Origin of the sequence: Mesorhizobium sp. NPDC059025, assembly GCF_042739655.1 — a bacterium.
Classification (GTDB): domain Bacteria; phylum Pseudomonadota; class Alphaproteobacteria; order Rhizobiales; family Rhizobiaceae; genus Mesorhizobium.
The window spans coordinates 40,088-66,351 of sequence record NZ_JBHYIM010000022.1; the positions used below are offsets into that span (position 1 = coordinate 40,088).

The window sequence follows — 26,264 nt, forward strand, 5'->3', positions numbered from 1 at the left end:
CAGTGAACCTCCAATCCTCATGGCCATTTCAGCACTGGACGCATCTGGCCATCCGCACTCCGATCAGCTCAGCCGATCAGTCCTCATCCTCGCGAAGCAGGCGGTCGAAGTCTTCAGGCGGCATGCGCCGCAACTGCCTGCTGAAGTCCGGATCGAAGTGCCGGTCATTGGGGTCCATGCCATGGCGGTCGCTGGACTTGCGGCCGATGGCCGAGACGAATTCGGCTATCTGCGCCGCCTTTCCGGCGCGCCTCTGGTCTGCATTCAATCGGATGCGCGATTGCTCCGGCATCTGCTCCTCCGTCCACTGTCCGGTGAACATACCGGAATTCGGCCAGCAGAAGCCAGCCTGTTGCCTTGGGTCGCGGAGGCGCGGCGCCTCTATCTCCCCCACAAGGGGGGAGATAGCGCGTGCCCGCGTCCCATAGTCAGGAGAGGCCTCAATCCAGCAGTGCCTGCAGCGTCTCGATGCGGTCGGCTTCCGCCGTCGGCTTGTCCCAGCGCAGGCGCGAGATGCGGGGGAAGCGCATGGCGACGCCGGATTTGTGGCGGGTCGAGCGGTTGAGGCCCTCGAAGGCGACTTCCAGCACCAGGCCGGCGGTGCGGTCGGCGCGCACCGAGCGCACCGGGCCGAAGCGCTCGATGGTGTTGTCGCGCACATATTTGTCTATTCTCTTCAGTTCCTCGTCGGTGAAGCCGAAATAGGCCTTGCCGACCGGCACCAGCTCTTCCGCGCCTTCCGGCCCCGACCAGACGCCGAAGGTGTAGTCGGAATAGAAGGAGGAGCGCTTGCCATGGCCGCGCTGGGCGTACATCAGCACTGCGTCCACCGTGTGCGGATCGCGTTTCCACTTGAACCACGGACCTTTCGGGCGGCCGGCGACATAGGGCGAATCCCAACGCTTCAGCATCACGCCTTCGATGATCGGATGCGGCGGGTTGCTGCGGCTCACTTCGAGATCCGCCCAGCTTTCGAACGCCACCAGCGGCGACAGGTCGAAGCGGGTCGGATCGACCGTCCGGATGAAGGCTTCCAGCCGGGTGCGCCGTTCGCGCAAGGGCAGGCCGCGCAGGTCTTCCTCGCCGAGCTGCAGCAGGTCGTAGCAGCGCATGAAGGCGGGATACTGCGCCTGGATCTTGGGCGACACGCTCTTGCGGTTCAGCCGCTGTTGCAGGTCGGAGAACGTGCCGGTGGCGCCGGGCGAGCCGACCAGCAGTTCGCCGTCCAGCACCGCCTCGAAGTCGATCGCATCGGTGAGGTCCGGGAAGGCGCCGGCGACATCCTCGCCGGTGCGCGAATAGAGCCGGCGCACCCCACCTTCGGATGCCGCCTGCACGCGGATGCCGTCCCATTTCCATTCGGCGGCGTAGCCGGCGGGCTCCAGCTTCTCGAAATCCCTGTCCTCGACCGGATGCGCCAGCATGACGGGACGGAACAGCGCCTTGGCAGCGCGTTCCGGTTTGCCGGCCTTGCCTTCCAGCCAGGCGAACAGCTCGGCATAGGGCGGCGTCAGCCCGTGCCACAGCTCCTCGATCTCGCTGACGTCGACCGGTCCGAGATCGGCCACCGCCTGCTTGGCGAGCCGGGCCGAGACGCCGATGCGCAGGCCGCCGGTGACCAGCTTGATGATGGCGAAGCGCGCCGAGATGCCGGCGCTGTCGAGCAGGCGCGCCAGCACTTGCCGCCCGTCGGAACGGCTGGCCGCCTGCAGCCGCGCCACCACCTCGCCGAGCGTCGGCACATGGTTGGCGCGCGCGGCCGGATCGGCCGGCCACACCAGCGAGACGGTTTCGGCGAGATCGCCGACATAGTCGTAGGAATAGCCGAACAGCACCGGGTCCATGCGCTCGGTCACCAGCGCGCGCAGCATGGCGGGCTTCACCGCCGCGATGGAAAGATCACCCGTGATCGCCGCCAGCGCATAGCCGCGGTCCGGGTCCTCGACGCTGCGGAAATGGTCGGTCAGCAGTTTCAGCTTGCCGTTGCGCGAAGGCGTCAGCACCAGCCGGTCGAGCAGTTCGGCGAAGCGGTTCATTGCCCCTCGTCCTCGTAACCGATGAGGTGCAGTGGTTTTGCCGTCAGCCCTTCCAGCTCGCACCAGCGCACCAGCGCTTCCTCGCGGCCATGCGTGACCCAGATCTCGGTTGCGCCGGTCTCCCGGATCGTCGCGCCCAGCTCGTCCCAGTCACCATGGTCGGAGATGATCAGCGGCAGCTCGACGCCGCCCTGTTTGGCGCGCTGGCGGATGCGCATCCAGCCCGACGCGAAGGAGGAGACCGGGTCGGGGAAGCGCCGTGCCCAGCGGTCGGCAAAGGTCGACGGCGGGCCGATGACGACAGCGCCGGCAAAGTCGGTTTTGCTGCCGCTCTCCACCGTGGCCGGCTCCAGCTGGCCGAGATCGATGCCCTGGCCCTGGTAGTAGTCGGAGATCTTCGCCATCGCGCCATGGATGTAGATCGGCCGGTCGTAGCCGGCGTCGCGCAACAGCCGCATCACCCGCTGCGCCTTGCCCAGCGCATAGGCGCCGACCAGATGCGAGCGTTCGGGAAACTGCTCGACCGAGCGCAGCAGCTTGCCGATCTCGTCCTGCGCCGGCGGATGCCGGAACACCGGCAGCGCGAAGGTCGCCTCGGTGATGAAGACATCGCACGGCACCACCTCGAAGGCGGCGCAGGTCGGGTCGGGCTGGCGCTTGTAGTCGCCGGAGGCGACGATGGTCAGCCCGTTGTGGCGCACCGCGATCTGCGCCGAGCCCAGCACATGGCCGGCCGGGTGGAAGGAGACGCTTACGCCGTTCAGGCTGATCGTCTCGCCGAGCCGGGCGGCCTGCGTGGTGCCGGCGAAATCCGCGCCATAGCGCAGCGCCATGATGTCGAGCGTCTCGCGCGTCGCCAGCACCGAGCGGTGGCCGGAGCGGGCATGGTCGGAATGGCCATGCGTGATCAGCGCGCGGTCGACCGCACTGACCGGATCGATGAAGAAATCGCCGGGCGGGCAATAGAGCCCCTGGGGGCGGGAGCAGAGCAGGTCGCTTGGGCGCATGGTCTTCAGGATAGGTCATCGCCCGCCGGATGAAAGATGCTCCTGACAAGGCTGCTGCCAGATTTGTCAGGAGGCCGGCGGGATTGCAGGTGCGTCCTTCGAGGCTCACTTCGTGAGCACCTCAGGATGAGGACCGTTGTGCAGCTCACTTCGCGAAGGCTCAGGATGAGGACCACCGTGCAGCTCGCTTCGCGAGGGCTCAGGATGAGGACCGTTGCGCAGCTTCGCGGCGAAAACTGTTTCCGGAGTCCTCGCACGTCCGTTCGCGATCTTCCCGGTCGGTGGAGGACGCGGATGCGGGGCAATTCTTCGGCGTTGCAGAATGAAGGCGCCTTGCACAACGGCCCTCATCCTGAGGTGCTCGGCCGCACATCAGCTGAAAGCACAGCTCGGTCCCTTGCCGGCGAGCCTCGAAGGACGCACCAAAACGGCGGCAGTTGCGTCCTTCGAGGCTCGCTTCGCGAGCACCTCAGGATGAGGGCCGCCGTGCAGCTCGCTTCGCGAGGGCTCAGGATGAGGACCGTTGTGCAGCTTCGCGGCGAAAACCGTTTCCGGTGTCCTCGCACGTCCGTTCGCGATCTTCCCGGTCGGAGGAGGACGCGGGTGCGGGGCAATTCTTCGGCGTTGCAGAATGAAGGCGTCTTGCACAACGGCCCTCATCCTGAGGTGCTCGCCCGCACATCAGCCGAAAGCACAACTCGGTCCCTTGCCCGGCGAGCCTCGAAGGACGCACCAAAACGGCGGCAGGTGCGTCCTTCGAGGCTCGCTTCGCGAGCACCTCAGGATGAGGACCCTCGTGCAGCTCGCTTCGCGAGGGCTCAGGGTCGTCGTGCAGTTCGCCTTGCGGGAGGTGTGCCACCAGACAAGGGGGCTTGCGCGTGCCACCACTCTCCAGCTAGGGCGTGAACCCGTCGCTTCCTCGCCCCTTTCTCCGGGTTCACGATCGAAGCGCGCCGGAGATCTCTTCATGAAACCGCTACCCGCTTCGTCGGGCGACCTGCTTGCCGACCGCCGCGCCGACTACGCGGAGGCGCTGTTCGCCTCGCAGGACTATGCTGATGCCGCCGAGCTGATGCTGGGCGCGGTGGAGCTTGCTCCCGACTGGGCGCTCGGCTGGTTCCGGCTCGGCGAAATGCAGGAGGCGGCCGGCGATCTGGAAGCCGCGGCACTGGCCTGGACGATGGCGCTGAAGCTCGACCCCGCCGACCGGCCGGGTTCGGCGCTGAAGCTGGCGCTGATCGGCAAGGCGCCGCCGGCTTCAGCGCCGCCGAGTGCCTTTGTCGAGGCGCTGTTCGACCAGTATGCGCCGAACTTCGACACCGCACTGGTCGAAAAGCTCGGCTACCGCGTGCCGCAATATCTCGATGAAGCGATCCGCGCCGTGCCCGGGGCCGGGCGCCGCTTCCGCCTCGCGCTCGATCTCGGCTGCGGCACCGGCCTGATGGGCGAGAGGCTGCGCCCGATCGCCGAACGCCTCGAAGGCTTCGACATCTCCGCCGAGATGCTGCGCAAGGCCGAGCGCAAGGGCATCTACGATCATCTCGGCAAGGCCGACCTGCAGCAGTTCGCCTACACGGGCACCGCACCCGATCTCGTCACGGCGGCCGATGTCTTCATGTATGTCGGCGCGCTGGAAACCATCGTCGCCACCGTCGCCGGCCTGCTCGGCGTCGATGGCCTGTTCGCCTTCTCGGTCGAGAAGCTGGATGCAGCCGGCGGCTTCGCCCTGCAGCCGTCGCGCCGCTATGCCCACTCCGAACCCTATGTCCGCGCCGTGCTCGCCGGGAACGGTTTTTCCGTGCTCTCGCTCGAACAGCGCGTCATCCGCCAGGACCGCCGCGAACCGGTCGCGGGGCTGATCGTGGTGGCGAGGCGATAGTCCCGTCATTGGCTCGGATCTTTCCAGATCGAGGGCGCGGTGCTGATATCTCCCCCTTGCGGGGGGTGAGAGGCCTGGTTCGCCGCAGGCGAATTGAAAGGTCCAGTGGACCTTTCAAAAGGCTCGAACGCCCGAGGCCATAGCCGAGGGCCGGGCGATTTCAGCATCTTAGACGAGCACGCCCTTTAGGGCGGCGCAGGCTAAGTGCTAGAAATCGCAAGAGAGGGGATTTGCCGGCACAACGCCAGCAATCTGCTTCTCTCATCTCTTCGGAAAAGAGGGGCTCACTCAAGAAGCCCCTCAGCTGCAAATCCCCTCTCTTGGATTTTCTACGACTTAGCTGTGCCGCCCTGCGGGCGTGCTCGCTAAGATCGTGAAAATCCTTTCTCCCCCGCAAGGGGGGAGATAAGAGGCGCCGCTACCCGGCCCTCGGGCTATGGCCTCGGGCGTTCGAGTCTTTTTGAAAGGTCCACTGGACCTTTCAATTCGCCTGCGGCGAACCAGGCTCTCACCCCCCGCAAGGGGGATAGGGGCGACCCGCACAGTCCAGATATTGGAAATCGCAAGAGAGGGGATTTGCCGGAAACGCGCGGCACGTTACGCCTGTGCGACAACGATTGAGAACACTGACTTGAAATCTGCCCCGCTCCGTCCCCACGTGCTCCGCCCCGGCGATGCGGTGCGTCTCGTTTCGCCCGCCAGCACGCCGGACGAGCAGGCTGTCGGTGAGGCGGTGGCCGTGCTCGAGCGCAACGGCCTGCGGGTTCAGCTCGGCCGGCACGTCTTCGACCGCTATGGTTATCTTGCCGGCCGCGACGAGGACCGGCTCGGCGATCTCAACGACGCGCTGCGCGACAGTGCGGTGCGGGCGGTCGTCGCCACGCGTGGCGGCAAGGGCGCCTACCGCATCGCCGACGGGCTCGACCTTGCCGCCCTGCGCGCCGACCCCAAGCCGCTGGTCGGCTTCAGCGAGATCACCATCCTGCATCTGGCGATGTGGGGCGGCGCCGGCGTCCCCGGCATCCATGGCGCCTGCTGGAGTGCCGGCCAGCATGGCGAGCGTGCCGAACAGTCCTTCCTGCGCGCGCTGCTGACGACCGAGGCGGCCACCATCCATTGCGAGCCGCGCGAGCCGACATCGGCATTGACCACCGCGGGCCGCGCCGAAGGCATCCTGCTCGGCGGCAACCTCGACATGATCGCGACGGCGGCGGGCTGGACCTTGCCGAGCCTGCAGGGCGCCATCCTGCTGCTCGAGGACGTCGACAAGGGGCTGGGGCATGTCGACCGCAACCTGACCCGGCTGCTGAAATCCGGCGCGCTCGACGGCGTCGCCGGGGTCGCGGTCGGTCAGTTCACCGGCTTCGCCAGTTCCAAAGGGGTGACGGTGGTGGAGCTGCTGCGCGAACGCCTGGCTCATCTTGCCGTGCCCATCCTGGGCGGCCTGCCTTTCGGCCATGGCGACAACCCCGTCGCCGTGCCGGTCGGAACGCAAGCGGTGCTGGATGCCTCCGACGGAACGCTGTCGGTAGCGGCCGCCATGCGGTGAAGAGCGCCTTTTATCTCCCCCCTTGTGGGGGAGAAAGCGATTTCAGCATCTTAGCGAGCACGCCCGCAGGGCGGCGCAGTCTAAGTGCTAGAAATCGCAAGAGAGGGGATTTGTCGCCGTGACGCACGCGAGCGGCGGGCGACGGGGGCGGCACCGCGAAGGGCGGTGCCGCCCGTATTGGCAATCTGCTTTTCAAGCTGCCCTGCTCGAGGGCAGAAAGCTCTCACCCGCGAAGCGTCTCAGCTGAATATCCCCTCTCTTGGATTTTCTACGACTTAGCTGTGCCGCCCTAACGGGCGTGCTCGCTAAGATCGTGAAAATCCTTTCTCCCCCGCATGGGGGGAGATAAGAGGCCCCGGCCCTCGGCTGTGGTCTCGCGGATCCACTGACCTTTCCCGTGACCTCAGGCGAACCAGGCTCTCACCCCCCCGCAAGAGAGGAGATAAGGGCGGCCGCCGCCCAAGCCCCGCTTGTGGCATTTGGTTGCATCGGCTAGGAGCCGGTCGGGGATTGCAGATTTTTCAGCACCGGATTTTCGAGGGACGACCATGACCTTTTCCAGCGACACCGCCGCGCCGACCGGCATGTTGAAATACGCGCTGCTGTTCGGGTTGATGATGCTGTTCTGCCAGGTCGTCGTCGCCGTGCTGACGACCGTGCTGCGCTTCGAGACGCCGGCGGCGATGGGCATCATCGTCATCATGGCGAGCCTGGCCTTCGTCATGCAGAAGTTCGTCACCGACACCCGGCGCGCGCCGCTGTCGTCGGAGCGGCTGAGCCTCGCCACGCTGGGCGCCGTCGTCGCGGTCGTCGTGACGGCGGCACTGCAGGCGCTGTCGGCCCTGCTGCTGGACCTCGCCGGCGAACATGATGCGCTGAAGGACGTCATCCGCGAACTGACCGTCGGCAACGCCTCGCCCACGCTCACCTTCGCCGTTCTGGCCGCGCTGGTCTTCGCACTGACCTTCGTCATCATCTTCGCCTCCGCCGGCTTCCTCGCCCGCGGCGCGCTGAAGCGGCTGAACACCAGGAAATAGGCAAGCACAGGCGCGCGCTATCTCCCCCTTGCGGGGGGTGAGAGCCTGGTTCGCCGCAGGCGAATTCAAAGGTCCAGTGGATCTTTGAAAGGGCTCGAACGCCCGAGGCCATAGCCGAGGGCCGGGCGATTTCAGCATCTTAGCGAGCACGCCCGTTAGGGCGGCACAGCTAAGTGCTAGAAATCGCAAGAGAGGGGATTTTCAGCAGCGAGCGTTGGCCACTTGCAGGATCGCCAAGCATACAGCGTTGGTGTTTATCTCCACCTCGTCATTCCAGAAACGAAGGACGCGAAAACCCTGTCCTTCGAAATGCCGATCACGCAAAACGTCTCGCTGCCAATCCGCATGCTGGCTGCCATCCACCTCGATGATCAGCTGAGCCTCGTAACAGACGAAGTCGAGAATGTACCCGTCGAGCGGAACCTGTCGCTTGAACTTTAATCCATCGAGCTGGCGGTTGCGCAGCGATTGCCAAAGCAGGTTCTCGGCTTTCGTTGCATCGGAGCGCATCGAACGGGCAAAGCCACGGCTCGAAGGTGTAACTGGCTGACGCATTGCCGGCAAATCCCCTCTCTTGCGATTTCTAGCACTTAGCTCCGCTGCCCTTCGGGCATGCTCACTAAGCTGCTGAAATCGCCCGGCCCTCGGCTATGGCCTCGGGCGTTCGAGCCCTTTCAAAGGTCCACTGGACCTTTGAATTCACCTGCGGCGAACCAGGCTCTCACCCCCCGCAAGGGGGGAGATAAGCCGCCGCGCTTGTCCGCTACGGTAGTGTTCAACCTACACAATCCCGTCCACCAAAGACGATCCCCTTTCTTGGCCTTGCGCCTGGCGCGGCGCCTCTATCTCCCCCCTTGCGGGGGAGAAAGGATTTTCACGATCTTAGCGAGCATGCCCGTAGGGCAGCGCAGTCTAAGTCGTAGAAAATCCAAGAGAGGGGATCTTCAGCTGAGCGGTTCGCAAGTGAGCTGTTGTTCTGAACGCTGATTGTCAGCGGCGTGCCGGCCCCGGCCCTCAGCTATGGCCTCGGGCGTTCGAGCCTTTTTGAAAGGTCCACTGGACCTTTCAATTCGCCTGCGGCGAACCAGGCTCTCACCCCCTCTCTTGCGATTTCTAGCACTTAGCTCCGCAGCCCTTCGGGCATGCTCGCTAAGATGCTGAAATCGCTTTCTCCCCCGCAAGGGGGGAGATAAGTGGCGCCGCGCTCTGTCCCCCACCCCAAAACCGATCCCCTTTTGTTCCAGATTCCGCTTGGCCTGCGCCCGCGCCCGCGCTAGGTCTTGCCGGTGACCGCCAAACCGCGCCTCATCGCCGACGACAGCCTGCTGCCCGAACCCTTCACCCGCTGGTTCGCGGCCAAGGGCTGGGCGCCGCGTCCGCATCAGCTGGAATTGCTGGCCAATGCCCATGCCGGCCGCTCCATGCTCTTGATCGCGCCGACCGGCGCCGGCAAGACGCTGGCCGGCTTCCTGCCGTCGCTGACCGAGCTGGCCAGCCGCCCGAGGCGCCGGCCTGGCGAGCGGCCGCGCGGCGTGCACACGCTTTACATCTCGCCGCTGAAGGCGCTGGCCGTCGACATCGAGCGCAATCTCGGCAAGCCGGTCGAGGAGATCGGCCTGCCCATCTCCATCGAGACCCGCACCGGCGACACGCCCGCCCACAAGCGCCAGCGCCAGAAGCTGGCGCCGCCCGACATCCTGCTGACCACGCCCGAACAGCTGGCGCTGCTCATCGCTTCCAACGGCGCCGACCGCTTCTTCGAGGACCTGCGCTACATCGTGCTCGACGAGCTGCATTCGCTGGTCACCTCCAAGCGCGGCCATCTTCTGGCGCTCGGGCTGGCGCGGCTGCGCAGCTTCGTGCCGGACCTCACGGCCATAGGCCTCTCCGCCACCGTCGCCGAGCCCGACGAGCTGCGCCGCTGGCTGGTGCCGCAGACACCCGGAGCAGCCCCCATGGCCGGCCTCATCACCGTCGCCGGCGGCGCCAAGCCGGATATCGCCATCCTCGATTCCCGCGAGCGGGTGCCGTGGTCCGGCCATTCGGCGCGCTACGCCATCCCCGAGATCTACGAGGCGATCCGCCGGCATAAAATGACGCTGCTGTTCGTCAACACGCGCAGCCAGGCCGAGCTGCTGTTCCAGGAGCTGTGGCGCGCCAATGAGGATGCGCTGCCGATCGCGCTGCATCACGGCTCGCTCGAGGTCGGCCAGCGCCGCCGCGTCGAGCAGGCCATGGCCGACAACGCGCTGCGCGCCATCGTCGCCACCTCGACGCTCGACCTCGGCATCGACTGGGGCGATGTCGATCTCGTCGTCCATGTCGGCGCGCCGAAAGGCGCCAGCCGCCTTGCCCAGCGCATCGGCCGCGCCAACCACCGCATGGACGAGCCCTCCAAGGCGATCCTCATCCCCGCCAACCGCTTCGAGGTGCTGGAATGCCGTGCCGCCCTCGACGCCAACTATCTTGGCGCGCAGGACACGCCGCCGCTGCTTGCCGGCACGCTGGACGTGCTGGCCCAGCACGTGCTGGGCTCGGCCTGTGCCGCCCCCTTCGACGCCGACCTGCTCTATGCCGAGATCCGCACCGCCGCGCCCTATGCGGAACTGGCCCGCGAAACCTTCGACCGCGTCGTCGATTTCGTCGCCACCGGCGGCTATGCGCTGAAGAGCTACGAACGCTACGCCCGCATCCGCCGGACCAAAGAGGGCCTGTGGCGCGTCACCCATCCGCGCATCGCCCAGCAGTATCGCCTCAACGTCGGCACCATCGTCGAGATGCCGGAGCTCAATGTGCGTTATGTACGCCAGGGCCGCGGCATGGCCGGGCGCGGCGGCCCGGTGCTCGGCAAGATCGAGGAGTATTTCGCCGAGACCCTGCGGCCGGGTGACAACTTCCTGTTTGCCGGCAAGGTTCTGCATTTCGAGGGCATCCGCGAGAACGAATGCATCGTCTCCAACGGCAGCGGCGCCAACATCATCGTGCCGAGCTATGCCGGCGGCAAGTTCCCGCTCTCCACCTATCTTGCCGAGCAGGTGCGCGCCATGCTGGCCGACCCGGCGCGGTGGCAGAACCTGCCCGAACAGGTCGCCGAATGGCTTGCCATGCAGAAGCTACGTTCGGTGCTGCCGAAGAAGGGCGACATGCTGGTCGAGACCTTTCCCAAGGGCAGCCGCCACTACATGGTGTGCTACCCGTTCGAGGGCCGGCTGGCGCACCAGACGCTCGGCATGCTGCTGACCCGCCGGCTGGAGCGCGCCAACGCCCGCCCGCTCGGTTTCGTCGCCACCGACTATTCGCTGGCCGTGTGGGCGCTGGACGACATGGGCGCGCTGTTCAGGGCGAAAAGCCCGTCGCTCGCCGAACTGTTCGATGAGGACATGCTGGGCGACGATCTCGACGCCTGGCTGAACGACAGCTGGATGCTGAAGCGCACCTTCCGCAACTGCGCCGTCATCGCCGGGCTGATCGAGAAGCGTTTCCCCGGCCAGGAAAAGACCGGCCGCCAGGTCACCGTCTCGGCCGACCTGATCTACGACGTGCTGCGCAGCCACGAGCCCGACCACATCCTGCTGCAGGCCACCCGCAACGATGCCGCCACCGGCCTGCTCGATGTCAGCAGGCTTGGCCTGCTGCTCTCGCGTGTGCGCGGCCGAATCGTGCATAAGGTGCTGGACCGCATCTCGCCGCTGGCCGTGCCGGTGATGCTGGAGATCGGCAAGGAATCGGTGAATGGCGGCGCCAATGAATCGCTGCTGATGGAAGCGGCCGATCTGGTCGAAGAGGCAATGGGAGCGGGGGCCAGGACCACTTAATATGATCGAAATGGCGCCTGAAACGGCAAAGAGATGCCAGGAGAAGTCCGAAGGTCGATGGGGTTCCATCGGCCGAGGAGTTCGACGCCGCAGGTCGCAGCCGTTTCGGCGTCCTTCGGATGTGGTCCATCTGCCCGCCTACGTCGTCGCGAGGGACTTGAAAGCCCTCAGGCTTCCTTCGCCCTCGCTTTCCCGCATTTTCCAATCGGAAAATGCAAATTCAAAAGTAGCGTATGGCCTTGTCCGAAAAGTCTGCAACTTTTCGGGTCCATGCGCTGTATCCAGCCAGATGGCCTCACACCATTTCGACCAGATTAAGAGGTCCTGGCCCCAATGAATTTCTCGGCGGCACGCGCAGCAACGGCCATCGGCGGCGAACCGGTAACGGTCGCCGGCGAGCGTGCGTTGTGCGATGCGCGCGGTGTGCTGTTCTTCCCCGACCTTGGCCTGCTCGCCGTCTCCGACCTGCATCTCGAAAAGGGCTCGTCCTTCGCCCGCCGCGGCGCGCTGATCCCGCCTTACGACACCGTCGCCACCTTGGCCCGCCTGGAAGCGGTGATCGCCGACTATCAGCCTAAAATCGTCGTCAGCCTCGGCGATTCCTTCCATGACGGCCAGGGCGCCGAGCGCCTGCGTCCCGAGTTCCGCCGGCGGCTGGAAGGGCTGATGGCCGGGCGCGACTGGTTCTGGATCGCCGGCAACCATGACCCGGAAGCCCCGGCCGACTTGCCGGGTGAGACGGTGCTGCAACTCGCCGTCGGCACCGTGCTGTTCCGCCACGAACCGTCACGGCAGCGCATCGAAGGCGAGATCGCCGGCCATTTGCACCCCTGCGCCCGCATCGTCCAGCGCGGCCGCTCCGTCCGCCGTCGCTGCTTCGCCGGCGACGGCGGCCGCCTCATCATGCCCGCCTTCGGCGCCTACACCGGCTCGCTCAATGTATTGGATCGGGCCTATCAGGGGCTGTTCAGGCGCGAAACGCTGATGGCGTATATGCTGGGGGCGGAGCGGGTGTTTGCGATTTCGGGGGCGATGCTGCGGCCGGGGTGAGAGAGAAGGTACGGCAGCTTGCGCCGCCATCTCGGTAGTCCTAGTAGACCAACGGCTTCCCGAAACCAGCTGTGCGGTTCACGGGATGCTCACCAAGTAGCTCCACAACTTGGACGCCCAGACTGTTCTGCAAAGCGCGCAGGGCGGCTGGGAAGCTCCGCCCGACCACGAGTAGTGCTTCAACCGAGTGCCGCGCTCCGCAGAAACCGCGCTCGGCTTCCATAACGGAGCGATACTTTACACATTGAAATAGCCCGCGCGTCAGATCGACCTCGTTAGAGATGCTCGACTTGACCTCGACAGCGACGAGCCTACTCGTGGTGTGAAACAACACATCGATCTTGTCGCCAGAGGGCAAAGGCGCTTCCTTGGTTACCCCTGCGGTCACAGGAAGTCCCACGAGCTCAGGGCTATTCGCCACCCAGGCTTTGAGGCGTCGATGTTCTTCGCCTTCACCACCACCGCCGCTCATTCCAATCTTGGCCTCCGTGACGATATCGCGGGCGTCCGGTGAGGCAGGACTTAGTTCGCACGTTTCGAGGATATCGGCCCAATAGGGGTAAGCGTAGATTTCATGCCAATAGGCGGCGAGATAGGCGCGCTTGTTCGCTAGCGAGAGATTGCGATATTCACTGGTCTTCTCTGCAAGGAAGCCTTCGAATCCTTCCCCTGGAAGCCGGCGTTGTTGGTTGATCGTCAGCGACTGGATATGTGGTATCTTTCCCCAACCGTGCTTGCCCGACAACTCATTCAGCGTTGTGCCGATGCTGCCCAGCACGTAGTTGAGGTTGCGAGGGTTCGGCATCGAGAGCTCAGAAGCCAATGCTTCATAATAGATCGGATACCCCGATGCAGCTTGCCGCACCAGAATCGGCAAAGCGCTTCGTGCGCGAATCTGGTAGAGTTTATTGCCGAACATGTTGTCGCATTGCGTTGCCGTCTCCGCCATTTGCTCCCCTTCGTTCTCAGCCGTTTCCTCGCGCAGGTACGAATATCCTATGGCGGGTTCGCGGTGCCTGAAAAGCGGGAAGTTGAGCGGATGCAATGCGTTTTTACTCTGATATTTCGAGGGGCGGCTGAACGGTTGGACATCATCGGCTTTGCGCCGTCAATTCAGGTAGACTTTGCCCCCAGAGAGAAGCGTATCTCGCGGACGAATATACGCCATAGATCGACTCGGCGGCTAAGCTCCCTTTCTTCTTACTTCGAGCAAGAATGCTGTCACCGAAGCGGTCATGCCGCTGGCGATCTGCCATGCGTTGAAAAGCTCGACGTGCATTGCCTCAAGGTCAGCCATCATCGCATCGCGTCCTTCGTCGGTCTGGATTTTGAAGTTGTGGGATTCATAGAAGCGATGAAACAGCCTGTTCCGCGTTTGCAATGCGGACGCGAAGCGATCAGCCAGTCGATCATCAAGCTCTACACATTTTTTCAAGCTGCGAAGCAGGTGGCCCAGCGTACTCCGGTCGATGTCGTGAAGGAGCTTCCGCGCCTTGTCGGAGTCGGCTTTGAACCCCCAATCCTGTTCAATCGCGCGGGCGCAGAGAAGTAGCGAGCCGAGTTCAACCTCGAATAGCTGTGCGGCTTCCGCCGTTATGCCGAACTTTGCATAGAGTTCATCGCGTGTCGCCAATGTCCTAGCCCGCGATTGGGTGTGGCGCTGCCTGACCCAGCTCGGCGATAAATTGGCTCGCATGAAGAGACGCGATGCCATATCGCGTCTGCGCTGGCGCGATGCCTGCGCCAAGGGCGGATGCCAATGGCATAGTCTGTGAGTAGGTCAAGATCAACGTGCCGGGTTTGCCAGCATTTGGAGCTGCTTTTACTCGCGTGATGCCAACATAGAATAGTCGCCGTTGCTCTTCCATTTCTACAGCTTGCTGTGCAGCTGGGAGTGCGTTTTCGGGCAGCTTTGGGAGCAAGCCTTGAATGCAGCCTGCGATGATTGTGACAGGCGCGCTAAGCCCCTTGCTCTTGTGAAGGCTCATGATCCTCACATCTTGGATTTCCGAAGGGATGTCGGGCTGGTTTATCGCTTCTTGAAGCCGCGACAGGAATTCGCCGTTGATCTCCTCACCTTCAATGCCTTCTTCCATGTCCATTTCGGCAAGAATGTCGAGCGACAGTTGCCGGATGTCGCGTGTTGGAATCTGCCCATTGGGGAATAGCTCATTGACGACAGACGCTAGGCCCGGGAGCGCCTCCAACGCATTAAGCTCTGCTACGAGGTCATTGAAGGCGACGACGATCCCGCCAGTATGAGACAAAGAAAGGTTTCCAGCCGCGATCTGCTCTAGCGCCTGCCACGGCGTCAGACCGGTAGCCTCGCAGTGATCGCGCACACGACGATAGCCTGCCGCATGCCAATTATTGCCATCAATGCCCACCAGCCATCGCAGAGCGACACGGTCGTCTCTGTCTATAAGGAGTTTCAGCTTTGCGAACGCGCGGCGAGCTTCCAAGGTGTCAAGTTCTGCTTCCGCATAATAGGACCTCACTGGAATCTGTCGGGCGACAAGCGCCTCATAGATTGGCGTTCCGATCACGCCACGCTGCGCAAGTACCAATATATCGCCGGCTGGCGTACCGTTCGCAACCATCGCCGCGATGATGTTTGCGACGCCGTTCACCTCATTTGAGAGCGACTGATATTGAATAATCCGGACATCGCCCAGCCCATTGACAGGCAGCGGGACCAGCGCGCGAGGGACTGGTCTGATTTGGTTGTGGCCGATTAGGCTATTGGCCATTTGAACGACGCGGGTCGGGCAGCGGCGACAATCATCTAGCCCAAGATCATCCGCGCCAGCATTTGCAACAAGCCATTCGCGAATTCCGTCCGGATGAGCGTGCTTGAAGCTGTAAATCGATTGGTCATCATCACCGACAATGCAGACGTATGAGTTATTGGAAAGCAGCTCGATGACCGATTGTTCTGCCCGGTTGAGGTCCTGATACTCGTCAACCAATATGTGCTGAAACTCGCTGCGTTCTTGCGCTGCTGGGTTGTTCCGAAGGTACTGGTATAGCTGTGGGATCACCTCGCCGATGAGCATGGCGCGATGAAAGCGGAGCCAATTTAGTAGGTCCTGTTGAAACGCGGCGTCTGCGGGATCGAGGACATATCCTGGCTGTTCATGCTGCAGTCGAGCCCAAGCCGCCTCATACGCTTGCTTGAACTTCTTTACCGTCCTCTTTCCTCCATGTGCGCCCATCAAGTCGCAAATGAGTGGTTCCAGTTCAAATTCGTTAAGCGGTCTTGGCACCCGGCCGGTTGCACCAAGCACGTGATTCCGCATCAGCATACGCATGGCGAGACTGTGGAGCGTAACACCCGTCAATCCGTTGCTACCTGCCACGTCCATGTTAACTAGCTCACGATGGAGGTCTTCTGCGGCGACACGAGTAAACGTGACCGGCAGAATCGACGCTGGCGCGATTCCTTGTTCCAAGAGCCGTGCCACCCGGCGTTTCATCGCGAATGATTTGCCTGTGCCGGGACCTGCCACTACCCGTACACGGAGATTCGTTGACGATGCTATCTGATAGGCAGGACTTCCTATTGCTAACCCTTCAAACCAAGGCATTCTTCCCCCCAAAAATCTTTGCCCACTTTGGCTGCAATGGCTAATCCGCCAAAGAGCCGACGCCGTGTGCAGCATAAAACTGCGCGAGATATTTTTGGAACTTCTCGCTACTCATTCCAAGCTTCTCACGGATAGAGGCTAATTCAGCATAAAGGTCGCGATCGATCACTTCAAATATATCGCCGTCATCGTGCAGCTCTGCTATCATCTTGTCGCGACCGTTGCGACTGCTGAACTCGACTGCCCTTTCCCTGAAGTAGTGATGGCCAAGAAAATCCCTGCGTTTCTTAGCGGCCTTGAGTCTTTCTTTTAGGCTGTTACTAAGTTCGGGCAATTCCGAAACGCGCTTAATAAGGTTGCCTAGCGTCTGCGCGTGTTGATCTTCCATAAAGCGATCGAATTCAGCCTCATATTGTTTCCGATCAAAGGATCCCCGATCAGCCAAATATTGATCGCGGACGCGGCTGAGGAAATTGATCTGCATCAGCGCAATCGCTAGCCCGGTTTCCAGCACGCCCGCTTCGTAATATGCCCGACCGAAATAGGCGAAGACCTCCTTGATGTGCTCCCCTTCGTCATACGCCATTTGCGTCTGATCCTTGTAGACGCCTGAAAGCCGCCATTCGGCTTCCGGCCCCGCACTATCTCTCCATTGGCCATGTGGTCAAAGGCAGAAAGTCATGGGAATTTAATAGTATGACCCGGCCGCTAAAGGTCGGCCAGCTTGGGCTTGCGTGGCTCGAACGCTGTGGTGGTGGTATCGACGACCCCACGAATTCAGTGCCCTGCTTTTGCCGCGCTCGTCACCATTCGACGTTGAGGTCATCGTCGTAGAGCAAATCCGGTAACATGCCCATCATTACGTGATCGGGCAGAATGCGTGTGGCCCGTTTCTTGTGAACTTCGAACCCGGGATAAGCATCACCAATGACCTGTTTGAAGAATGCCTGCGTGCGGGGATTTAGGCACTCCGTAATTTCCCACAGAAATGCGTGAACAGCTTCGTAATTGGTCACGACCTCTTCGGGCCGATAGATCGCTTCGAGATGTTCGAAGAACCTCTCGACATGGTTTCCTGGCGTATTGAAGAGGGGGCGTCTACCATCAAAATAAACCACCTCGATCTGCTCGCGCATCGGATCGACATTGCCGTGCAATGCGAAATTTCTCTTGTCGATGACGCGCATAAAATGCGCATAGGCTTGCGTGCTTTTGTCAACATCGCGAGCAAAACCATCACAATGCTGACTGAGCAGCGCGAGACGATCCGGAATCTTGGCTCGGATAAAAGCCTGATAGGCATCCGGGTCATTGCGGATTGCATCACGCGTGAACATGAGGATCACCATGTTGATGAAGGCTTCCGCCATTACTGGCATCAGCAGATGAAGTTTTAGGCAGTTACCAAACAGGTCGTTCGCGCGTGAGGACACGTCTTGCATGGCTTTTTCCAAAGTCTTCAACCGCGATCTTGCAGCCGGCGATCTTTTGGGAAAAGCGGCCTTTGCCGGAGCATCGAGAATAGCTGCGTGCAAATCGGCACACAGGCCGGCAATACTCACAAACTTGTTCTCAAAGACGACGAATTTTTCCAGGCTTTGCAGCACAGCGGACTTCTGTGGACCGATCCGTCCATAATCCGTCCTGATGCCGACAATAAGATCTCGCCACTGTTGGTGCGTTAGCATCTCGCCGGCCATAATGTGTATCTCGCGCGACATGCCGGAAATGTACAAGTCGGTCTTGCCCGCCTTGAGGCTGTAGTCCCAGTGTATCCAGTTATCGCTGTCATCCTTGCGCAGGAAATTCTGAAAACCGTTGGGCTCGCCAAAGCGAGCTTTCAGATAGCAGTAGATGTCCACCGGCCTGAGCCGTGATCTAACTGCTAGAATGGCTGCGCCTTTCTTCTTTTCAGGCTTCCTATCACGCGTAATCCATTTCACGACTTCCTGCCGGGTAGCAGCACGCCACGCGCCGATGTCGAGGCAAGCAGGCTGATTTACGCCCTGCCGTCGCGGCTTGCGCGAAGCCTTGGGAAGCGTCCGATCCGTTTTCTTTCGTGCAGGTTCAGTGCGCATCAGATGTCTCCCAGCTCAATGCTTTAGTACGACGGCATTCACCTCGTTCGCCAGCGGAACATTGAAGAAGCACTAGTATCCACACCTCGATCTGTAAAAAGCATTAGAAAACAAGATGTATGTGTTGATTTATTCCATCTTCAATATAGTTTTTCTTCTCGGTGGGGGGCTGCATGGCAGATTTCGATTTCAGGAAGAATTCGGACGATGATCGGCTGTTGTTGATCTCGTTCGACAACGGTGGGCCTATGAGTGCAGCTCAAGTTGCAGCAGTCCTCAAGGCATTAGACGCTGACTACAGACGTATGACCGGTAGAGAGCTGGTACTTGCCCGCCTCGAACTCGGTTCGACCTGGATATGGCTAGCCGATATCGCCACCAGTGCAGGCGGATGGATCAAAGGCACGGCTGCGGTGGTGAAGGCGACGCAAGACCTCGCATCGTTCGCGAAGAAACTGCGCCAAGGCTTCAAGCCGAAGCCTGCGCCGGTTCCGCTAAATCAACTCGCTGCGTTCGATGACAGTGTGGATCGGTCTGTTGCGGCGATGGCAAAAGCCTCGGAAGAGACGCACAGCACCATCCGCATGAGGAAGACCATTACCTCCGATGCTGGGACCGAAACGATTGACATCGAGGTGACGCCGAAAGAGGCAAAGGAAGCGCGCAAACGAGTCAAGGACAAGCCCAAGACAACGAGACTCGTAGCACCAAGTATTCCAAAGTTGATTGGTCACCACGACGAGTTGGTCGGGACGATGCGCGCCTTGCCACAGCTAACCGGAGAGCTAGAAGCTGTCGTCCGCGCGCTAATCAACGCTGCGATAGTCAACGGCGGCGCATATCTTCTTGAGCAGGTGGCTGGTACGTTGGAAGCGGAAGGCCGATGGGACATTGCCAGCGTAATTCGGCAGCATCTTCGTGGTGGACGCGACACCGCGCTTCTCGGTAACTGAGACAAACCCACAAGCAGTTGCTGGCATTAAGCCGTGAAGGTCAGGCCTAGTGGCAGCTATGCGCCCGGACTGTCGGCAAGTGGCCCCAAAATCAACCTCTGCCACCCAAGAACCGCCCCGCAATGAAACTTCTCTTCAGCCGCAACCCCAGCCCCCGCCTTGCGGTCGCGGTCGCGCGCCATCTCGGCGCGAAGCTTGAGTTTGAATTCGCCTCGCCTTTCGCGCCGGGGCAGGCGGAGCGCTATCGGCCGCTCAATCCCAATCTTTCCTTGCCCATTCTGGTCGGCCCGGCAAAAAGCCTCTGGGAGGCCGATGCCATCGCGTGCCGGCTGTCGCGGGATGCGGGTTCTGATTTCTGGCGCAGCGGTGACGACGAGCCGGAGATGATCCGGTGGCTGAGCTGGGGCAAGGAGAACTTCGCGCGCGCCTGCGACATCGTGCATTTCGAACGCGGCACCAAACAGCGCTACGGGCTTGGCCCCATCGATCCGGAGCTGGTCGAGGAGGGGCTGAGGCGCTTCGCCACTGCCGCCGCGATCCTCGAAGCCGAGCTTTCCGGGCGAGACTGGCTGGTCGGGGAGTGGGTTTCTTACGCCGACTTCCGAATGGCCACTTTCCTGCCCTTCAACGACGTCGCCCGGTTGCCGCTCGGCGATTATCCTTGCCTTGAGCGCTGGTATCGCCGGCTCGAAGCGATCGATGCCTGGCGCGATCCTTTCCAGGGGCTGGATGCGCCCGCGCTGGCTCCCATCCCGGGTGGATGAACAGAGGCGAAGTTCGGCCAGAGCGTACCGCGCTCACCCCTCCAGCCACGCTGCCAGCTTCTCCAGCGTCTGCAGCCCATACTCCACCGCGCCGAAGCCGATGACGATCTGGCGCCGTTCGCGACTGGGGTGGAGCTGGCGCAGGGTCAGGATCGTCTTGCCGTCGCTCTGCTCGTCGAAGGTCACCGTCACGCGGAAGCGGTCGGGGTCGTTCGGGTCGGCCGAGCCGTGATCCATGACGATGCGCTCGTTCGGCACGATCTCCAGGAAGCGCATCAGGTTGGGAAAGCGCTGCTCCTTGCCCTCGAACGTGCCCACCATGTCGAAGCGCCAGATGCCGCCTTCGCGGATGTCGGCCTCGTGGCTCTCGATGCGAAGGCCGGTCGGGCCGAACCACGCCGCCAGCGCCTCGGGCTTCGTCCAGGCGGCAAACACCCTGGCGCGCGGATGGTTCAGAACCTTGACCAGCACGATCTCGCGATCGAGCGACCAGCTCTGCAGCGGGCTAACCTCGTCTTTCATTCAGTCCGCTCCATCCAGATAAACATCCAGCCGCTCCAGCCGCATCGCCCAATTGCGGCGCTCCGCTTCCATCCAGTTGGCCGCCTCGTCGAAGCGCGCCTGCACCAGCCGGCACCAGCGGCTGCGGCCGCGTTTTTCCGAGGTGATCAGCCCGCACTCCTCCAGCACCTTCAGGTGCTGGGCGAAGGAGGGCAGCGCCATGTCGAACGGCTCGGCCAGCACGGAGACCGGCACCTCGCCCTCGGTTAGCCGCGACACCACCGCGCGCCGCGTCGGGTCGCTGAGGGCGTGGAAAGCAAGGTCGAGCGGGGTCGAATGATAAGGCATCGGATTTTTTAGATCGGGCGCCGAGCGCGGTCAACAAAAGAAAGGCACTTGCCTTATCTTTTGGGTCGACATAAAGGTACTTGCCTTACTGTTGGTTCGGCGATGGACCGTATGGAGCATAACCAACGGTCATTTTGACCGTTGGAGCGTGCGACCGCACGCCGCGCCCGTTGGCGCGGAAGCTGGAGCGTTTCCGTTTTTTACGGAAACGCGGAAACGCTCCATTTTTTTGGTTTTCTCGGGCGGCCCGGATGGGCCGCGCCGGCGTTTGAGGCGTCCTGGATGTGCCAACATCCAGGACTGAACAAAAAGGAGACTTCCATGGCAGTTCGCGTCGATCTCAACATTTCGCTCGATGGTTTCGCGACAACGACGGACCAGACGCCCGAGCAGCCGATGGGGGCCGACTGGATGCGCCTCGTCGGCGCCTATCTCAAGACGAAGACGATGCGCGAGCGGGTGTTCCACGACACCAGCGGCGAAGGCACGACCGGCATCGACGACCGTTATGCCAGGGCGTATTTCGAGAACATCGGCGCCGAGATCATGGGCGCCGGCATGTTCGGGCTGCACAATTTCCCCGACGATCCCGACTGGAAGGGCTGGTGGGGCGACGAGCCGCCGTTCCGCTGCCCGGTCTTCGTTTTGACCCACCGCAGCAAGCCGTCGATCGAGATGGCCGGCGGCACGATTTTCCATTTCCTCTCCACCACGCCGGCCGAGGCGCTGAAGCAGGCGGTTGCTGTCGCCGGCGGCAAGGACGTGCGCATCGGCGGCGGCGCCAGCACCGTGCGCGATTTCCTCAAAGTGGGCCTCGTCGACCGGCTTCATGTCGCGATCGTGCCGATCCTGCTCGGCCGCGGCATCCGCCTGTGGGACGACCTGCGCGGGCTGGAAAACGGCTATTCGGTGGAATCGGAAACGGCGGAGAGCGGGGTGATTCATCTGACGTTTCGGCGGTAGGCCGCATGTTCGCGAAGGGGCGTCACCTCGCGGCGACCGCTCCAGTGCCGAGCAGCCCGCCGACCACCGTGAGCCGCACAACGACCCTCATCCTGAGGAGCTCGCGAAGCGAGCCTCGAAGGACGCACCCAAAAATACAGATCCGGTCGTTTTGGTGCGTCCTTCGAGGCTCGCCCGGCAAGGGGTCGGGCTGTGCCTTCAGTCGACGTGCGGGCGAGCACCTCAGGATGAGGACCGCAGTGCCTGGGCTCTTCATATTGAAACGCTGCAGAACAGAGAGGGTTCGCGCCAACGATCCTCATCCTGAGGCGCTCGCGAAGCGAGCCTCGAAGGACGCACCTAAAGCAACGCCGACGCTGGTGTCGCCATCAACGCCAGACAATCAGCCCCGATCCCCTCACAAAGACGTCCGCGCACTGTCCGTGATCAGCTTCAGCCCCAGCGTGCCGACCACCAGTCCGGCGCAGCGGTCGATCCAGGTCTTGGAGCGCAGGTAGACGGCCCTTGGCCGGCGCGAGGAGAAACCCAGCGCCACGATGGTGTACCACATGGTCTCGTTGAGGAAGAGCAGCGGCGGCAGCGCGAACAGCATCCAGGTCGGTGTCGGCGAGGGCAAGAGTGCTGCGAACATCGACGCGTAGAAGATCGCCGTCTTCGGGTTGGACAGCTGCACGAACAGGGCGCGCAGGAACGACTTCCACAGCGTGCTCGGCCGCCCGGCCGCCGTTTCGGCGACCGCGATCGGTTCTGGCGCGGCGCGCCAGATGTTGATGCCAAGCCAGACCAGATAGGCGCCGCCGGCCAGCCGCAGCACCAGGTTCAGCCATTCGACCTGTAAGAGGATCGCCGTCAGCCCGGCCATGGCGATGCAGGCGAACAGGAAGCCGCCGAGGCCCATGCCGAGCGCCGCCATCACACCGTCGGCGCGCGAGCTGGAAATGGCGATGCGCGACACCACGACAAAGCTCGGGCCCGGGCTGATGGCGCCGAGCAGGAACACGCCGAGGATGGAGAACAGGATCGCAAGGTCATGCATGGCGTTTCCTCCTTGCCGGACGCTTCATCCGGTCGCCGATAGTGCGGCCTCGCGCTGCCGTCCGCAATGGGGCAGCGGGAGCGGTGGTTGTTCCATGGCCGCAGGGGTGAAGCTCCCCCGGATATCGGTGCGATCTGGAAGCCGGCCGGCCCCGGTCATTCCCATCCCGGCCAGCGTTGGCGCTGCCCCTCATCGCCCTGCCGGGCACCCCGTGAACGGGGAGAAGAACGCCGGCCGCAGCCTCGCTGCCCGTTCTGCAACGCTGGCGATTGGCCAAAGCCTCGACGAAAGGATCGCTCGCCCCGTTCTGCGGGGAGAGAGTGAGGCAGGTGAGGGGCGGCGCGACGGTCGATATCCTCGCCTACACCGCACGCACCTCGGCGAGCCGCCTTTTCGAATAGTCGTCGTCCCAGCATACGGCGGCTTCCCAGGCTGCTGACGCTTGCGTGGCAATGTCATACGCAGCGTCTTCCAACCCGGCGGCGTTGTGCGGCAGCGCCAGGTCGAGATCGGGCACGTCGGCATGCGCTTCGTCCCAGTCGATCATCGCGACGCGGTCGGCGGTGATGCGGATGTTGCGCGGGTTGGGGTCGCCGTGCACGGCGCAGGTCTGGCGCCCGGCGAGCCGCGCCCATGCCGCCCGGCAGCGGGCGACGCCTTCCGGCGGCATGGCGGTCAGGTCGATCTTGGTGCCGGTGGTGGCGGAAAGCAGTTCGGTCGACGAGCGCCAGCCCGGGCGCTGCGGCCAGCCCAGGGTCAGCCTGTGCAGCTGCCGCAGCGTCCCGGCGACGCGGTGCCAGTCGGCCGCCGTCTCGGGCGCCCCGCCTCCGACATAGGTCATCACCGTCAGGCCGGCCGCGAACAGCCGGCCATCCGTCGTCGGGATCGGCACCGGCACGGTCATGCCGTGGCGGTCGAGGTGCTGGAGCAGCCCGGCCTCCCAGGCGAGATCGGCATCGCTGCGCGACCCGAGGCGGGCGACCGCAAGCGCACCGCCGACACGCACGCTCCACACATCGTTGGCGACGCCGCCGGAAAGCGCCTCGATGCGGGTGGCATCCCACAGCTGCAGTGCTTCCCATCCCATTGGCGAACTCCCGGTTCCGCGCCCTGAGTAGATCAGCGGCGTATGCGGGGCAATGCGGCCCGGCCGACACGAGGCGCCTGCCGGCCGGGCGCGCGTCCCGGTCGGAAGCAGCCACGGCGCGGGAGAGCAGGCCCGGCGTTGCCCGCTATTCTCCGGCAAGCAATTCGCCGAGCTGGTCCAGCTGCTCCGGCAGTCCGGCCAGCGAGCCCTGCAGTGCCTCCTCGAGCGCTTCCTTCGACGGATAGACCTCGTGGAAGGTCAGCAGCGTCTTTCCGCCCTGGTCCGCGAAGGTCACGGTGGTGATCGCGCCCTCTTCGCCTTCGTCGTTGGTCCAGACGATGCGCTCGTTCGGCACCACGTCGAGATACTTGCCATAGAAGGCCGTGGTCTCCGGACCGCCCGTGCCGAATTCCAGCCGGTATTTTCCGCCGGTGCGCATGTCCAGGTCGCATGAGACGAGAGAAACGCCGGCTAATGACCTCGGCATCCACCAGCGCTGGAACAGCTCCGGCCGGCTCCACGCCTTGTAGACCGTGCTCGGCGGCGCATCGAAAAGGCGCGTCACGACGACTTCGCGATCGCCCCTGCGTTCGATTGACGTGCGGGCACTAGCTTGCCGATCCATCGTTTTCCTCCTGTTTCAATTCGCTGATGATTGCGTCCAGCGCTTCGAAGCGCGCCTCGAACAGCTTGCGGTGCGCCTCGATCCACTCCGCCTCCGCCGCGAGGCCGCGTTTGCCGAGCGTGCAGGTTCTCACCCGTCCGATCTTCCGCGTGACGACCAGCCCCGCGCGCTCCAGAACCTGGACGTGCTTCTTCATGCCGGTCAGCGTCATCTGGAACCTGTCCGCCAGGCTGGTGATCGACGCATCCGCCCGGCCAAGCTGGTCGATGATGCCGCGGCGGGTTGCATCGGACAGCGCTGCAAAGGAGCGATCGAGGGGGAGATCTAAATACTGAACCATGTAGTTCAGTATAGCTGTTCACCCGGGAAGCGCAAGCGTTCGCCGGTCATTCGAGTTTGCGGCGTCTGCCGCGAGGCAGGAGCGGGCCGCGGGTCCTCGGCTGGCTGGCAAGCCCGGCGAGGTTGGATGCGAGGGTGACGAAAACCCGGCGAGCCATTATCTTCGTGGGCAGATGTTGCCAGCCAAGGAGTCCGGCGAGTGAACAAAGCCAGCGTGCGCAGCAGGTTGAGTGATCTGGCCGCGGCCGAACTGGACGGCGCAAGGGCCGCCTATGCCGAGCATCTCCAGGCGAGCAAGCCGCTCAAGGACGAAGCGACCGACGCTGACGATCAGGCCCAGGCCTGGACACAGGCGGAGCTCGCCGAGGACCTCGAGAAGATGGTGCGCACCGCCGAAGCCAAGGTCGCTGCGTTGGACACGCTCGACTTCGGGCCGAAGCAGTCCGTCGAACCGGGCGCGATCGTCACCGTCGACGGCCGCCACTTCGTCATCGGCATCACCATGGATCACTTCACCTGCGACGGCATCGAGCTGACCGGCCTTTCGCCGCGCGCGCCGTTCTATCAGGCGATCGATGGACTGGAGAAATCCGATACCGCCGAGTTCAACGGCCGGACCGTGAGGATCGACGCCATCGTCTGAGCCTGTCGAAGGTCGAGGAGACGGGCCGTCAGCCCGCTTCCCTTGGGCGCTGATTGCGGTTTTCGCCGAAGAACATCCCGCGCTGGATCCTCCCTGGCAGCTTTGGCGGGCGCCGAACTCGCCTTTCGATCACGCCAGAAACGACCAGCAACCCCGTCACCGCGCCCGGCAGTCATAGTGCAGGGCGGCGATGTCCGAGCCTGGCAGCCGGCGCTGGCCGAGCAGCCTGAACGGTGCGGTCACGCCGGGCTGGAATGTGGGCACGCCGCCACCCAGCACGACATTGCCGACCAGAAGGTGGAACTCGTCGACCAGGCCATGCCGCAGCAGATCGTTGAACAGGACGGTGCTGCCGAAAATCAGCAGGTCGTCGCCGGCTTCAGCCTTCAGCTCGGCAATGCGCTGATGCGCGCGTGAGCGGCTCACCACCTCGGCATCGGTCCAGGGCGAGCTTTGCGCCACCACCAGCCTGTCGCTGACGATCAGCTTGCGGGACGTGTCGCAACGCTCGGCGATCTCGCCCTGCACCGGGTCGCTCGCCGGACCGCGATCGACATTCGGCCAGTAGCCCTCGAACATCGGGTAGGTGACGGCGCCGAACAGCAGCGTGCCGGCGCTGCGCATCAGCTCGAGGTTGTGGACGCTGAATGCCGGCCCCATCGGCAAGCCGTCGAGCCGCCCGCCCGGGCCGGCGCAATAATTGTCGAGGGAACTCAGAATGCTGACGACGAGCTTGGCCATCGGAAATCTCCTTCCAGAACTGCAGTCCCGAACCTTTCGGGGTCTGTCATTCCGTTGGAGACATCGCGATGCGGAAACTCATCGGTCGCGGCAAAAAATCTGGAGCGGTCCTTCGAGGCTCGCTTCGCGAGCACCTCAGGATGAGGGGCGTTGGGTGAAACGGCGCTCAATATCTGAGACGTTCCAGAATTTTCGCTCGAAAGGCACGACGCCCCTCATCCTGAGG

The 26,264-nt window shown here is 63.1% G+C and carries 25 protein-coding genes; 9 read left to right on the forward strand and 16 right to left on the reverse strand.

The window, feature by feature from the left end:
• Positions 1-76 precede the first annotated feature (76 nt).
• The 3 genes from ACFWYE_RS30065 to ACFWYE_RS30075 form a co-directional block, all read right to left on the reverse strand.
• Positions 77-292, reverse strand: a complete 216-nt coding sequence (locus ACFWYE_RS30065; protein ID WP_379115676.1) for a hypothetical protein — start codon at positions 290-292, stop codon at positions 77-79.
• 148 nt (positions 293-440) lie between these two features.
• The gene (locus tag ACFWYE_RS30070) at positions 441-2,036 is read right to left on the reverse strand and encodes a cisplatin damage response ATP-dependent DNA ligase (protein ID WP_379115677.1); all 1,596 of its coding nucleotides are present in this window, start codon (positions 2,034-2,036) and stop codon (positions 441-443) included.
• Positions 2,033-3,043 carry a ligase-associated DNA damage response exonuclease gene (locus ACFWYE_RS30075; protein WP_379115678.1) on the reverse strand — a complete coding sequence of 337 codons (1,011 nt, stop codon included), beginning with the start codon at positions 3,041-3,043 and terminating at the stop codon, positions 2,033-2,035. The genes ACFWYE_RS30070 and ACFWYE_RS30075 overlap by 4 nt, the downstream gene beginning before the upstream one ends.
• A 967-nt stretch (positions 3,044-4,010) precedes the next feature.
• Here ACFWYE_RS30075 and ACFWYE_RS30080 point away from each other — a divergent pair.
• From ACFWYE_RS30080 to ACFWYE_RS30090, 3 genes are all read left to right on the forward strand, one after another.
• Positions 4,011-4,922, forward strand: a complete 912-nt coding sequence (locus tag ACFWYE_RS30080; RefSeq protein WP_379115679.1) for a methyltransferase domain-containing protein — start codon at positions 4,011-4,013, stop codon at positions 4,920-4,922.
• Positions 4,923-5,553: 631 nt separating this feature from the next.
• Positions 5,554-6,471: an LD-carboxypeptidase gene (locus ACFWYE_RS30085; RefSeq protein ID WP_379115680.1), complete on the forward strand. Its 918-nt coding sequence runs from the start codon at positions 5,554-5,556 to the stop codon at positions 6,469-6,471.
• A gap of 548 nt (positions 6,472-7,019) precedes the next feature.
• Positions 7,020-7,508 carry an ABZJ_00895 family protein gene (locus tag ACFWYE_RS30090; RefSeq protein ID WP_379115681.1) on the forward strand — a complete coding sequence of 163 codons (489 nt, stop codon included), beginning with the start codon at positions 7,020-7,022 and terminating at the stop codon, positions 7,506-7,508.
• A gap of 201 nt (positions 7,509-7,709) precedes the next feature.
• Here the strand turns inward: ACFWYE_RS30090 and ACFWYE_RS30095 are convergent, their stop codons facing one another.
• Positions 7,710-8,063 carry an endonuclease domain-containing protein gene (locus tag ACFWYE_RS30095; protein ID WP_379115682.1) on the reverse strand — a complete coding sequence of 118 codons (354 nt, stop codon included), beginning with the start codon at positions 8,061-8,063 and terminating at the stop codon, positions 7,710-7,712.
• Positions 8,064-8,794: 731 nt separating this feature from the next.
• Here ACFWYE_RS30095 and ACFWYE_RS30100 point away from each other — a divergent pair.
• Positions 8,795-11,323 carry a ligase-associated DNA damage response DEXH box helicase gene (locus ACFWYE_RS30100; RefSeq protein ID WP_379115683.1) on the forward strand — a complete coding sequence of 843 codons (2,529 nt, stop codon included), beginning with the start codon at positions 8,795-8,797 and terminating at the stop codon, positions 11,321-11,323.
• A 333-nt stretch (positions 11,324-11,656) separates the two neighbouring features.
• Positions 11,657-12,373: a ligase-associated DNA damage response endonuclease PdeM gene (gene pdeM / locus ACFWYE_RS30105; RefSeq protein ID WP_379115684.1), complete on the forward strand. Its 717-nt coding sequence runs from the start codon at positions 11,657-11,659 to the stop codon at positions 12,371-12,373.
• Between the two features lie 40 nt (positions 12,374-12,413).
• Here pdeM and ACFWYE_RS30110 read toward each other — a convergent pair whose 3' ends face one another.
• From ACFWYE_RS30110 to ACFWYE_RS30130, 5 genes are all read right to left on the reverse strand, one after another.
• Positions 12,414-13,322: a hypothetical protein gene (locus ACFWYE_RS30110; RefSeq protein WP_379115685.1), complete on the reverse strand. Its 909-nt coding sequence runs from the start codon at positions 13,320-13,322 to the stop codon at positions 12,414-12,416.
• Positions 13,323-13,556: 234 nt separating this feature from the next.
• Positions 13,557-14,006 (reverse strand): hypothetical protein, encoded by a 450-nt coding sequence (locus ACFWYE_RS30115; protein ID WP_379115686.1) that lies wholly within the window; start codon positions 14,004-14,006, stop codon positions 13,557-13,559.
• Positions 14,007-14,010: 4 nt separating this feature from the next.
• Positions 14,011-16,035, reverse strand: a complete 2,025-nt coding sequence (locus tag ACFWYE_RS30120; RefSeq protein WP_379115687.1) for a UvrD-helicase domain-containing protein — start codon at positions 16,033-16,035, stop codon at positions 14,011-14,013.
• Complete coding sequence (locus tag ACFWYE_RS30125) at positions 16,001-16,546, reverse strand: hypothetical protein (RefSeq protein ID WP_379115688.1); 546 nt, start codon at positions 16,544-16,546, stop codon at positions 16,001-16,003. Before ACFWYE_RS30125 ends, ACFWYE_RS30120 begins: the two co-directional genes overlap by 35 nt.
• Positions 16,547-16,763: 217 nt before the next feature.
• On the reverse strand, positions 16,764-18,038 hold the full coding sequence (locus tag ACFWYE_RS30130; RefSeq protein ID WP_379115689.1) for a hypothetical protein: 1,275 nt from the start codon (positions 18,036-18,038) through the stop codon (positions 16,764-16,766).
• Between the two features lie 173 nt (positions 18,039-18,211).
• Here ACFWYE_RS30130 and ACFWYE_RS30135 point away from each other — a divergent pair, with 173 nt between their 5' ends.
• Complete coding sequence (locus tag ACFWYE_RS30135) at positions 18,212-18,991, forward strand: hypothetical protein (RefSeq protein ID WP_379115690.1); 780 nt, start codon at positions 18,212-18,214, stop codon at positions 18,989-18,991.
• 122 nt (positions 18,992-19,113) lie between these two features.
• Positions 19,114-19,755 carry a glutathione S-transferase family protein gene (locus tag ACFWYE_RS30140; protein WP_379115691.1) on the forward strand — a complete coding sequence of 214 codons (642 nt, stop codon included), beginning with the start codon at positions 19,114-19,116 and terminating at the stop codon, positions 19,753-19,755.
• 33 nt (positions 19,756-19,788) lie between these two features.
• On the opposite strand, the gene ACFWYE_RS30145 is transcribed toward ACFWYE_RS30140, so the two are convergent.
• Positions 19,789-20,277 (reverse strand): SRPBCC family protein, encoded by a 489-nt coding sequence (locus ACFWYE_RS30145; protein ID WP_379115692.1) that lies wholly within the window; start codon positions 20,275-20,277, stop codon positions 19,789-19,791.
• Entirely contained in the window at positions 20,278-20,604 is a 327-nt protein-coding gene (locus ACFWYE_RS30150; RefSeq protein ID WP_379115693.1) for an ArsR/SmtB family transcription factor, read from the reverse strand. It abuts the gene before it with no gap.
• Between the two features lie 321 nt (positions 20,605-20,925).
• On the opposite strand from ACFWYE_RS30150, the gene ACFWYE_RS30155 reads away from it, so the two are divergent.
• Positions 20,926-21,567 (forward strand): dihydrofolate reductase family protein, encoded by a 642-nt coding sequence (locus tag ACFWYE_RS30155; RefSeq protein ID WP_379115694.1) that lies wholly within the window; start codon positions 20,926-20,928, stop codon positions 21,565-21,567.
• 397 nt (positions 21,568-21,964) lie between these two features.
• On the opposite strand, the gene ACFWYE_RS30160 is transcribed toward ACFWYE_RS30155, so the two are convergent.
• The 4 genes from ACFWYE_RS30160 to ACFWYE_RS30175 form a co-directional block, all read right to left on the reverse strand.
• Positions 21,965-22,603, reverse strand: coding sequence for a LysE family translocator (locus ACFWYE_RS30160; protein ID WP_379115695.1), 639 nt, complete (start codon positions 22,601-22,603; stop codon positions 21,965-21,967).
• Positions 22,604-22,964: 361 nt separating this feature from the next.
• Positions 22,965-23,690 (reverse strand): phosphotransferase, encoded by a 726-nt coding sequence (locus ACFWYE_RS30165; protein WP_379115696.1) that lies wholly within the window; start codon positions 23,688-23,690, stop codon positions 22,965-22,967.
• 145 nt (positions 23,691-23,835) lie between these two features.
• On the reverse strand, positions 23,836-24,315 hold the full coding sequence (locus ACFWYE_RS30170) for an SRPBCC family protein (protein WP_379115697.1): 480 nt from the start codon (positions 24,313-24,315) through the stop codon (positions 23,836-23,838).
• Entirely contained in the window at positions 24,299-24,655 is a 357-nt protein-coding gene (locus ACFWYE_RS30175; RefSeq protein WP_379115698.1) for an ArsR/SmtB family transcription factor, read from the reverse strand. The genes ACFWYE_RS30170 and ACFWYE_RS30175 overlap by 17 nt, the downstream gene beginning before the upstream one ends.
• 198 nt (positions 24,656-24,853) lie before the next feature.
• On the opposite strand from ACFWYE_RS30175, the gene ACFWYE_RS30180 reads away from it, so the two are divergent.
• Complete coding sequence (locus ACFWYE_RS30180; RefSeq protein ID WP_379115699.1) at positions 24,854-25,297, forward strand: hypothetical protein; 444 nt, start codon at positions 24,854-24,856, stop codon at positions 25,295-25,297.
• Between the two features lie 156 nt (positions 25,298-25,453).
• On the opposite strand, the gene ACFWYE_RS30185 is transcribed toward ACFWYE_RS30180, so the two are convergent.
• A complete protein-coding gene (locus tag ACFWYE_RS30185) occupies positions 25,454-26,038 on the reverse strand; it encodes a dihydrofolate reductase family protein (RefSeq protein ID WP_379115700.1) in 585 nt (194 codons plus the stop codon).
• Between the last annotated feature and the right edge of the window lie 226 nt (positions 26,039-26,264).

Excerpts from the sequence above, each read along its gene's own strand:
- ACFWYE_RS30145 (WP_379115692.1), bottom strand. The coding sequence starts at position 20,277 with ATGAAAGACGAGGTTAGCCCGCTGCAGAGCTGGTCGCTCGATCGCGAG.
- ACFWYE_RS30130 (WP_379115689.1), bottom strand. The coding sequence starts at position 18,038 with ATGCGCACTGAACCTGCACGAAAGAAAACGGATCGGACGCTTCCCAAG.
- ACFWYE_RS30095 (WP_379115682.1), bottom strand. The coding sequence starts at position 8,063 with ATGCGTCAGCCAGTTACACCTTCGAGCCGTGGCTTTGCCCGTTCGATG.
- ACFWYE_RS30185 (WP_379115700.1), bottom strand. The coding sequence starts at position 26,038 with ATGGCCAAGCTCGTCGTCAGCATTCTGAGTTCCCTCGACAATTATTGC.
- ACFWYE_RS30155 (WP_379115694.1), top strand. The coding sequence starts at position 20,926 with ATGGCAGTTCGCGTCGATCTCAACATTTCGCTCGATGGTTTCGCGACA.
- ACFWYE_RS30125 (WP_379115688.1), bottom strand. The coding sequence starts at position 16,546 with ATGGCGTATGACGAAGGGGAGCACATCAAGGAGGTCTTCGCCTATTTC.
- ACFWYE_RS30160 (WP_379115695.1), bottom strand. The coding sequence starts at position 22,603 with ATGCATGACCTTGCGATCCTGTTCTCCATCCTCGGCGTGTTCCTGCTC.
- ACFWYE_RS30170 (WP_379115697.1), bottom strand. The coding sequence starts at position 24,315 with ATGGATCGGCAAGCTAGTGCCCGCACGTCAATCGAACGCAGGGGCGAT.
- ACFWYE_RS30135 (WP_379115690.1), top strand. The coding sequence starts at position 18,212 with ATGGCAGATTTCGATTTCAGGAAGAATTCGGACGATGATCGGCTGTTG.
- ACFWYE_RS30140 (WP_379115691.1), top strand. The coding sequence starts at position 19,114 with ATGAAACTTCTCTTCAGCCGCAACCCCAGCCCCCGCCTTGCGGTCGCG.
- ACFWYE_RS30165 (WP_379115696.1), bottom strand. The coding sequence starts at position 23,690 with ATGGGATGGGAAGCACTGCAGCTGTGGGATGCCACCCGCATCGAGGCG.
- ACFWYE_RS30090 (WP_379115681.1), top strand. The coding sequence starts at position 7,020 with ATGACCTTTTCCAGCGACACCGCCGCGCCGACCGGCATGTTGAAATAC.
- ACFWYE_RS30070 (WP_379115677.1), bottom strand. The coding sequence starts at position 2,036 with ATGAACCGCTTCGCCGAACTGCTCGACCGGCTGGTGCTGACGCCTTCG.
- ACFWYE_RS30080 (WP_379115679.1), top strand. The coding sequence starts at position 4,011 with ATGAAACCGCTACCCGCTTCGTCGGGCGACCTGCTTGCCGACCGCCGC.
- ACFWYE_RS30175 (WP_379115698.1), bottom strand. The coding sequence starts at position 24,655 with ATGGTTCAGTATTTAGATCTCCCCCTCGATCGCTCCTTTGCAGCGCTG.
- ACFWYE_RS30110 (WP_379115685.1), bottom strand. The coding sequence starts at position 13,322 with ATGGCGGAGACGGCAACGCAATGCGACAACATGTTCGGCAATAAACTC.
- ACFWYE_RS30065 (WP_379115676.1), bottom strand. The coding sequence starts at position 292 with ATGCCGGAGCAATCGCGCATCCGATTGAATGCAGACCAGAGGCGCGCC.
- ACFWYE_RS30075 (WP_379115678.1), bottom strand. The coding sequence starts at position 3,043 with ATGCGCCCAAGCGACCTGCTCTGCTCCCGCCCCCAGGGGCTCTATTGC.
- pdeM (WP_379115684.1), top strand. The coding sequence starts at position 11,657 with ATGAATTTCTCGGCGGCACGCGCAGCAACGGCCATCGGCGGCGAACCG.
- ACFWYE_RS30120 (WP_379115687.1), bottom strand. The coding sequence starts at position 16,035 with ATGCTGCACACGGCGTCGGCTCTTTGGCGGATTAGCCATTGCAGCCAA.
- ACFWYE_RS30150 (WP_379115693.1), bottom strand. The coding sequence starts at position 20,604 with ATGCCTTATCATTCGACCCCGCTCGACCTTGCTTTCCACGCCCTCAGC.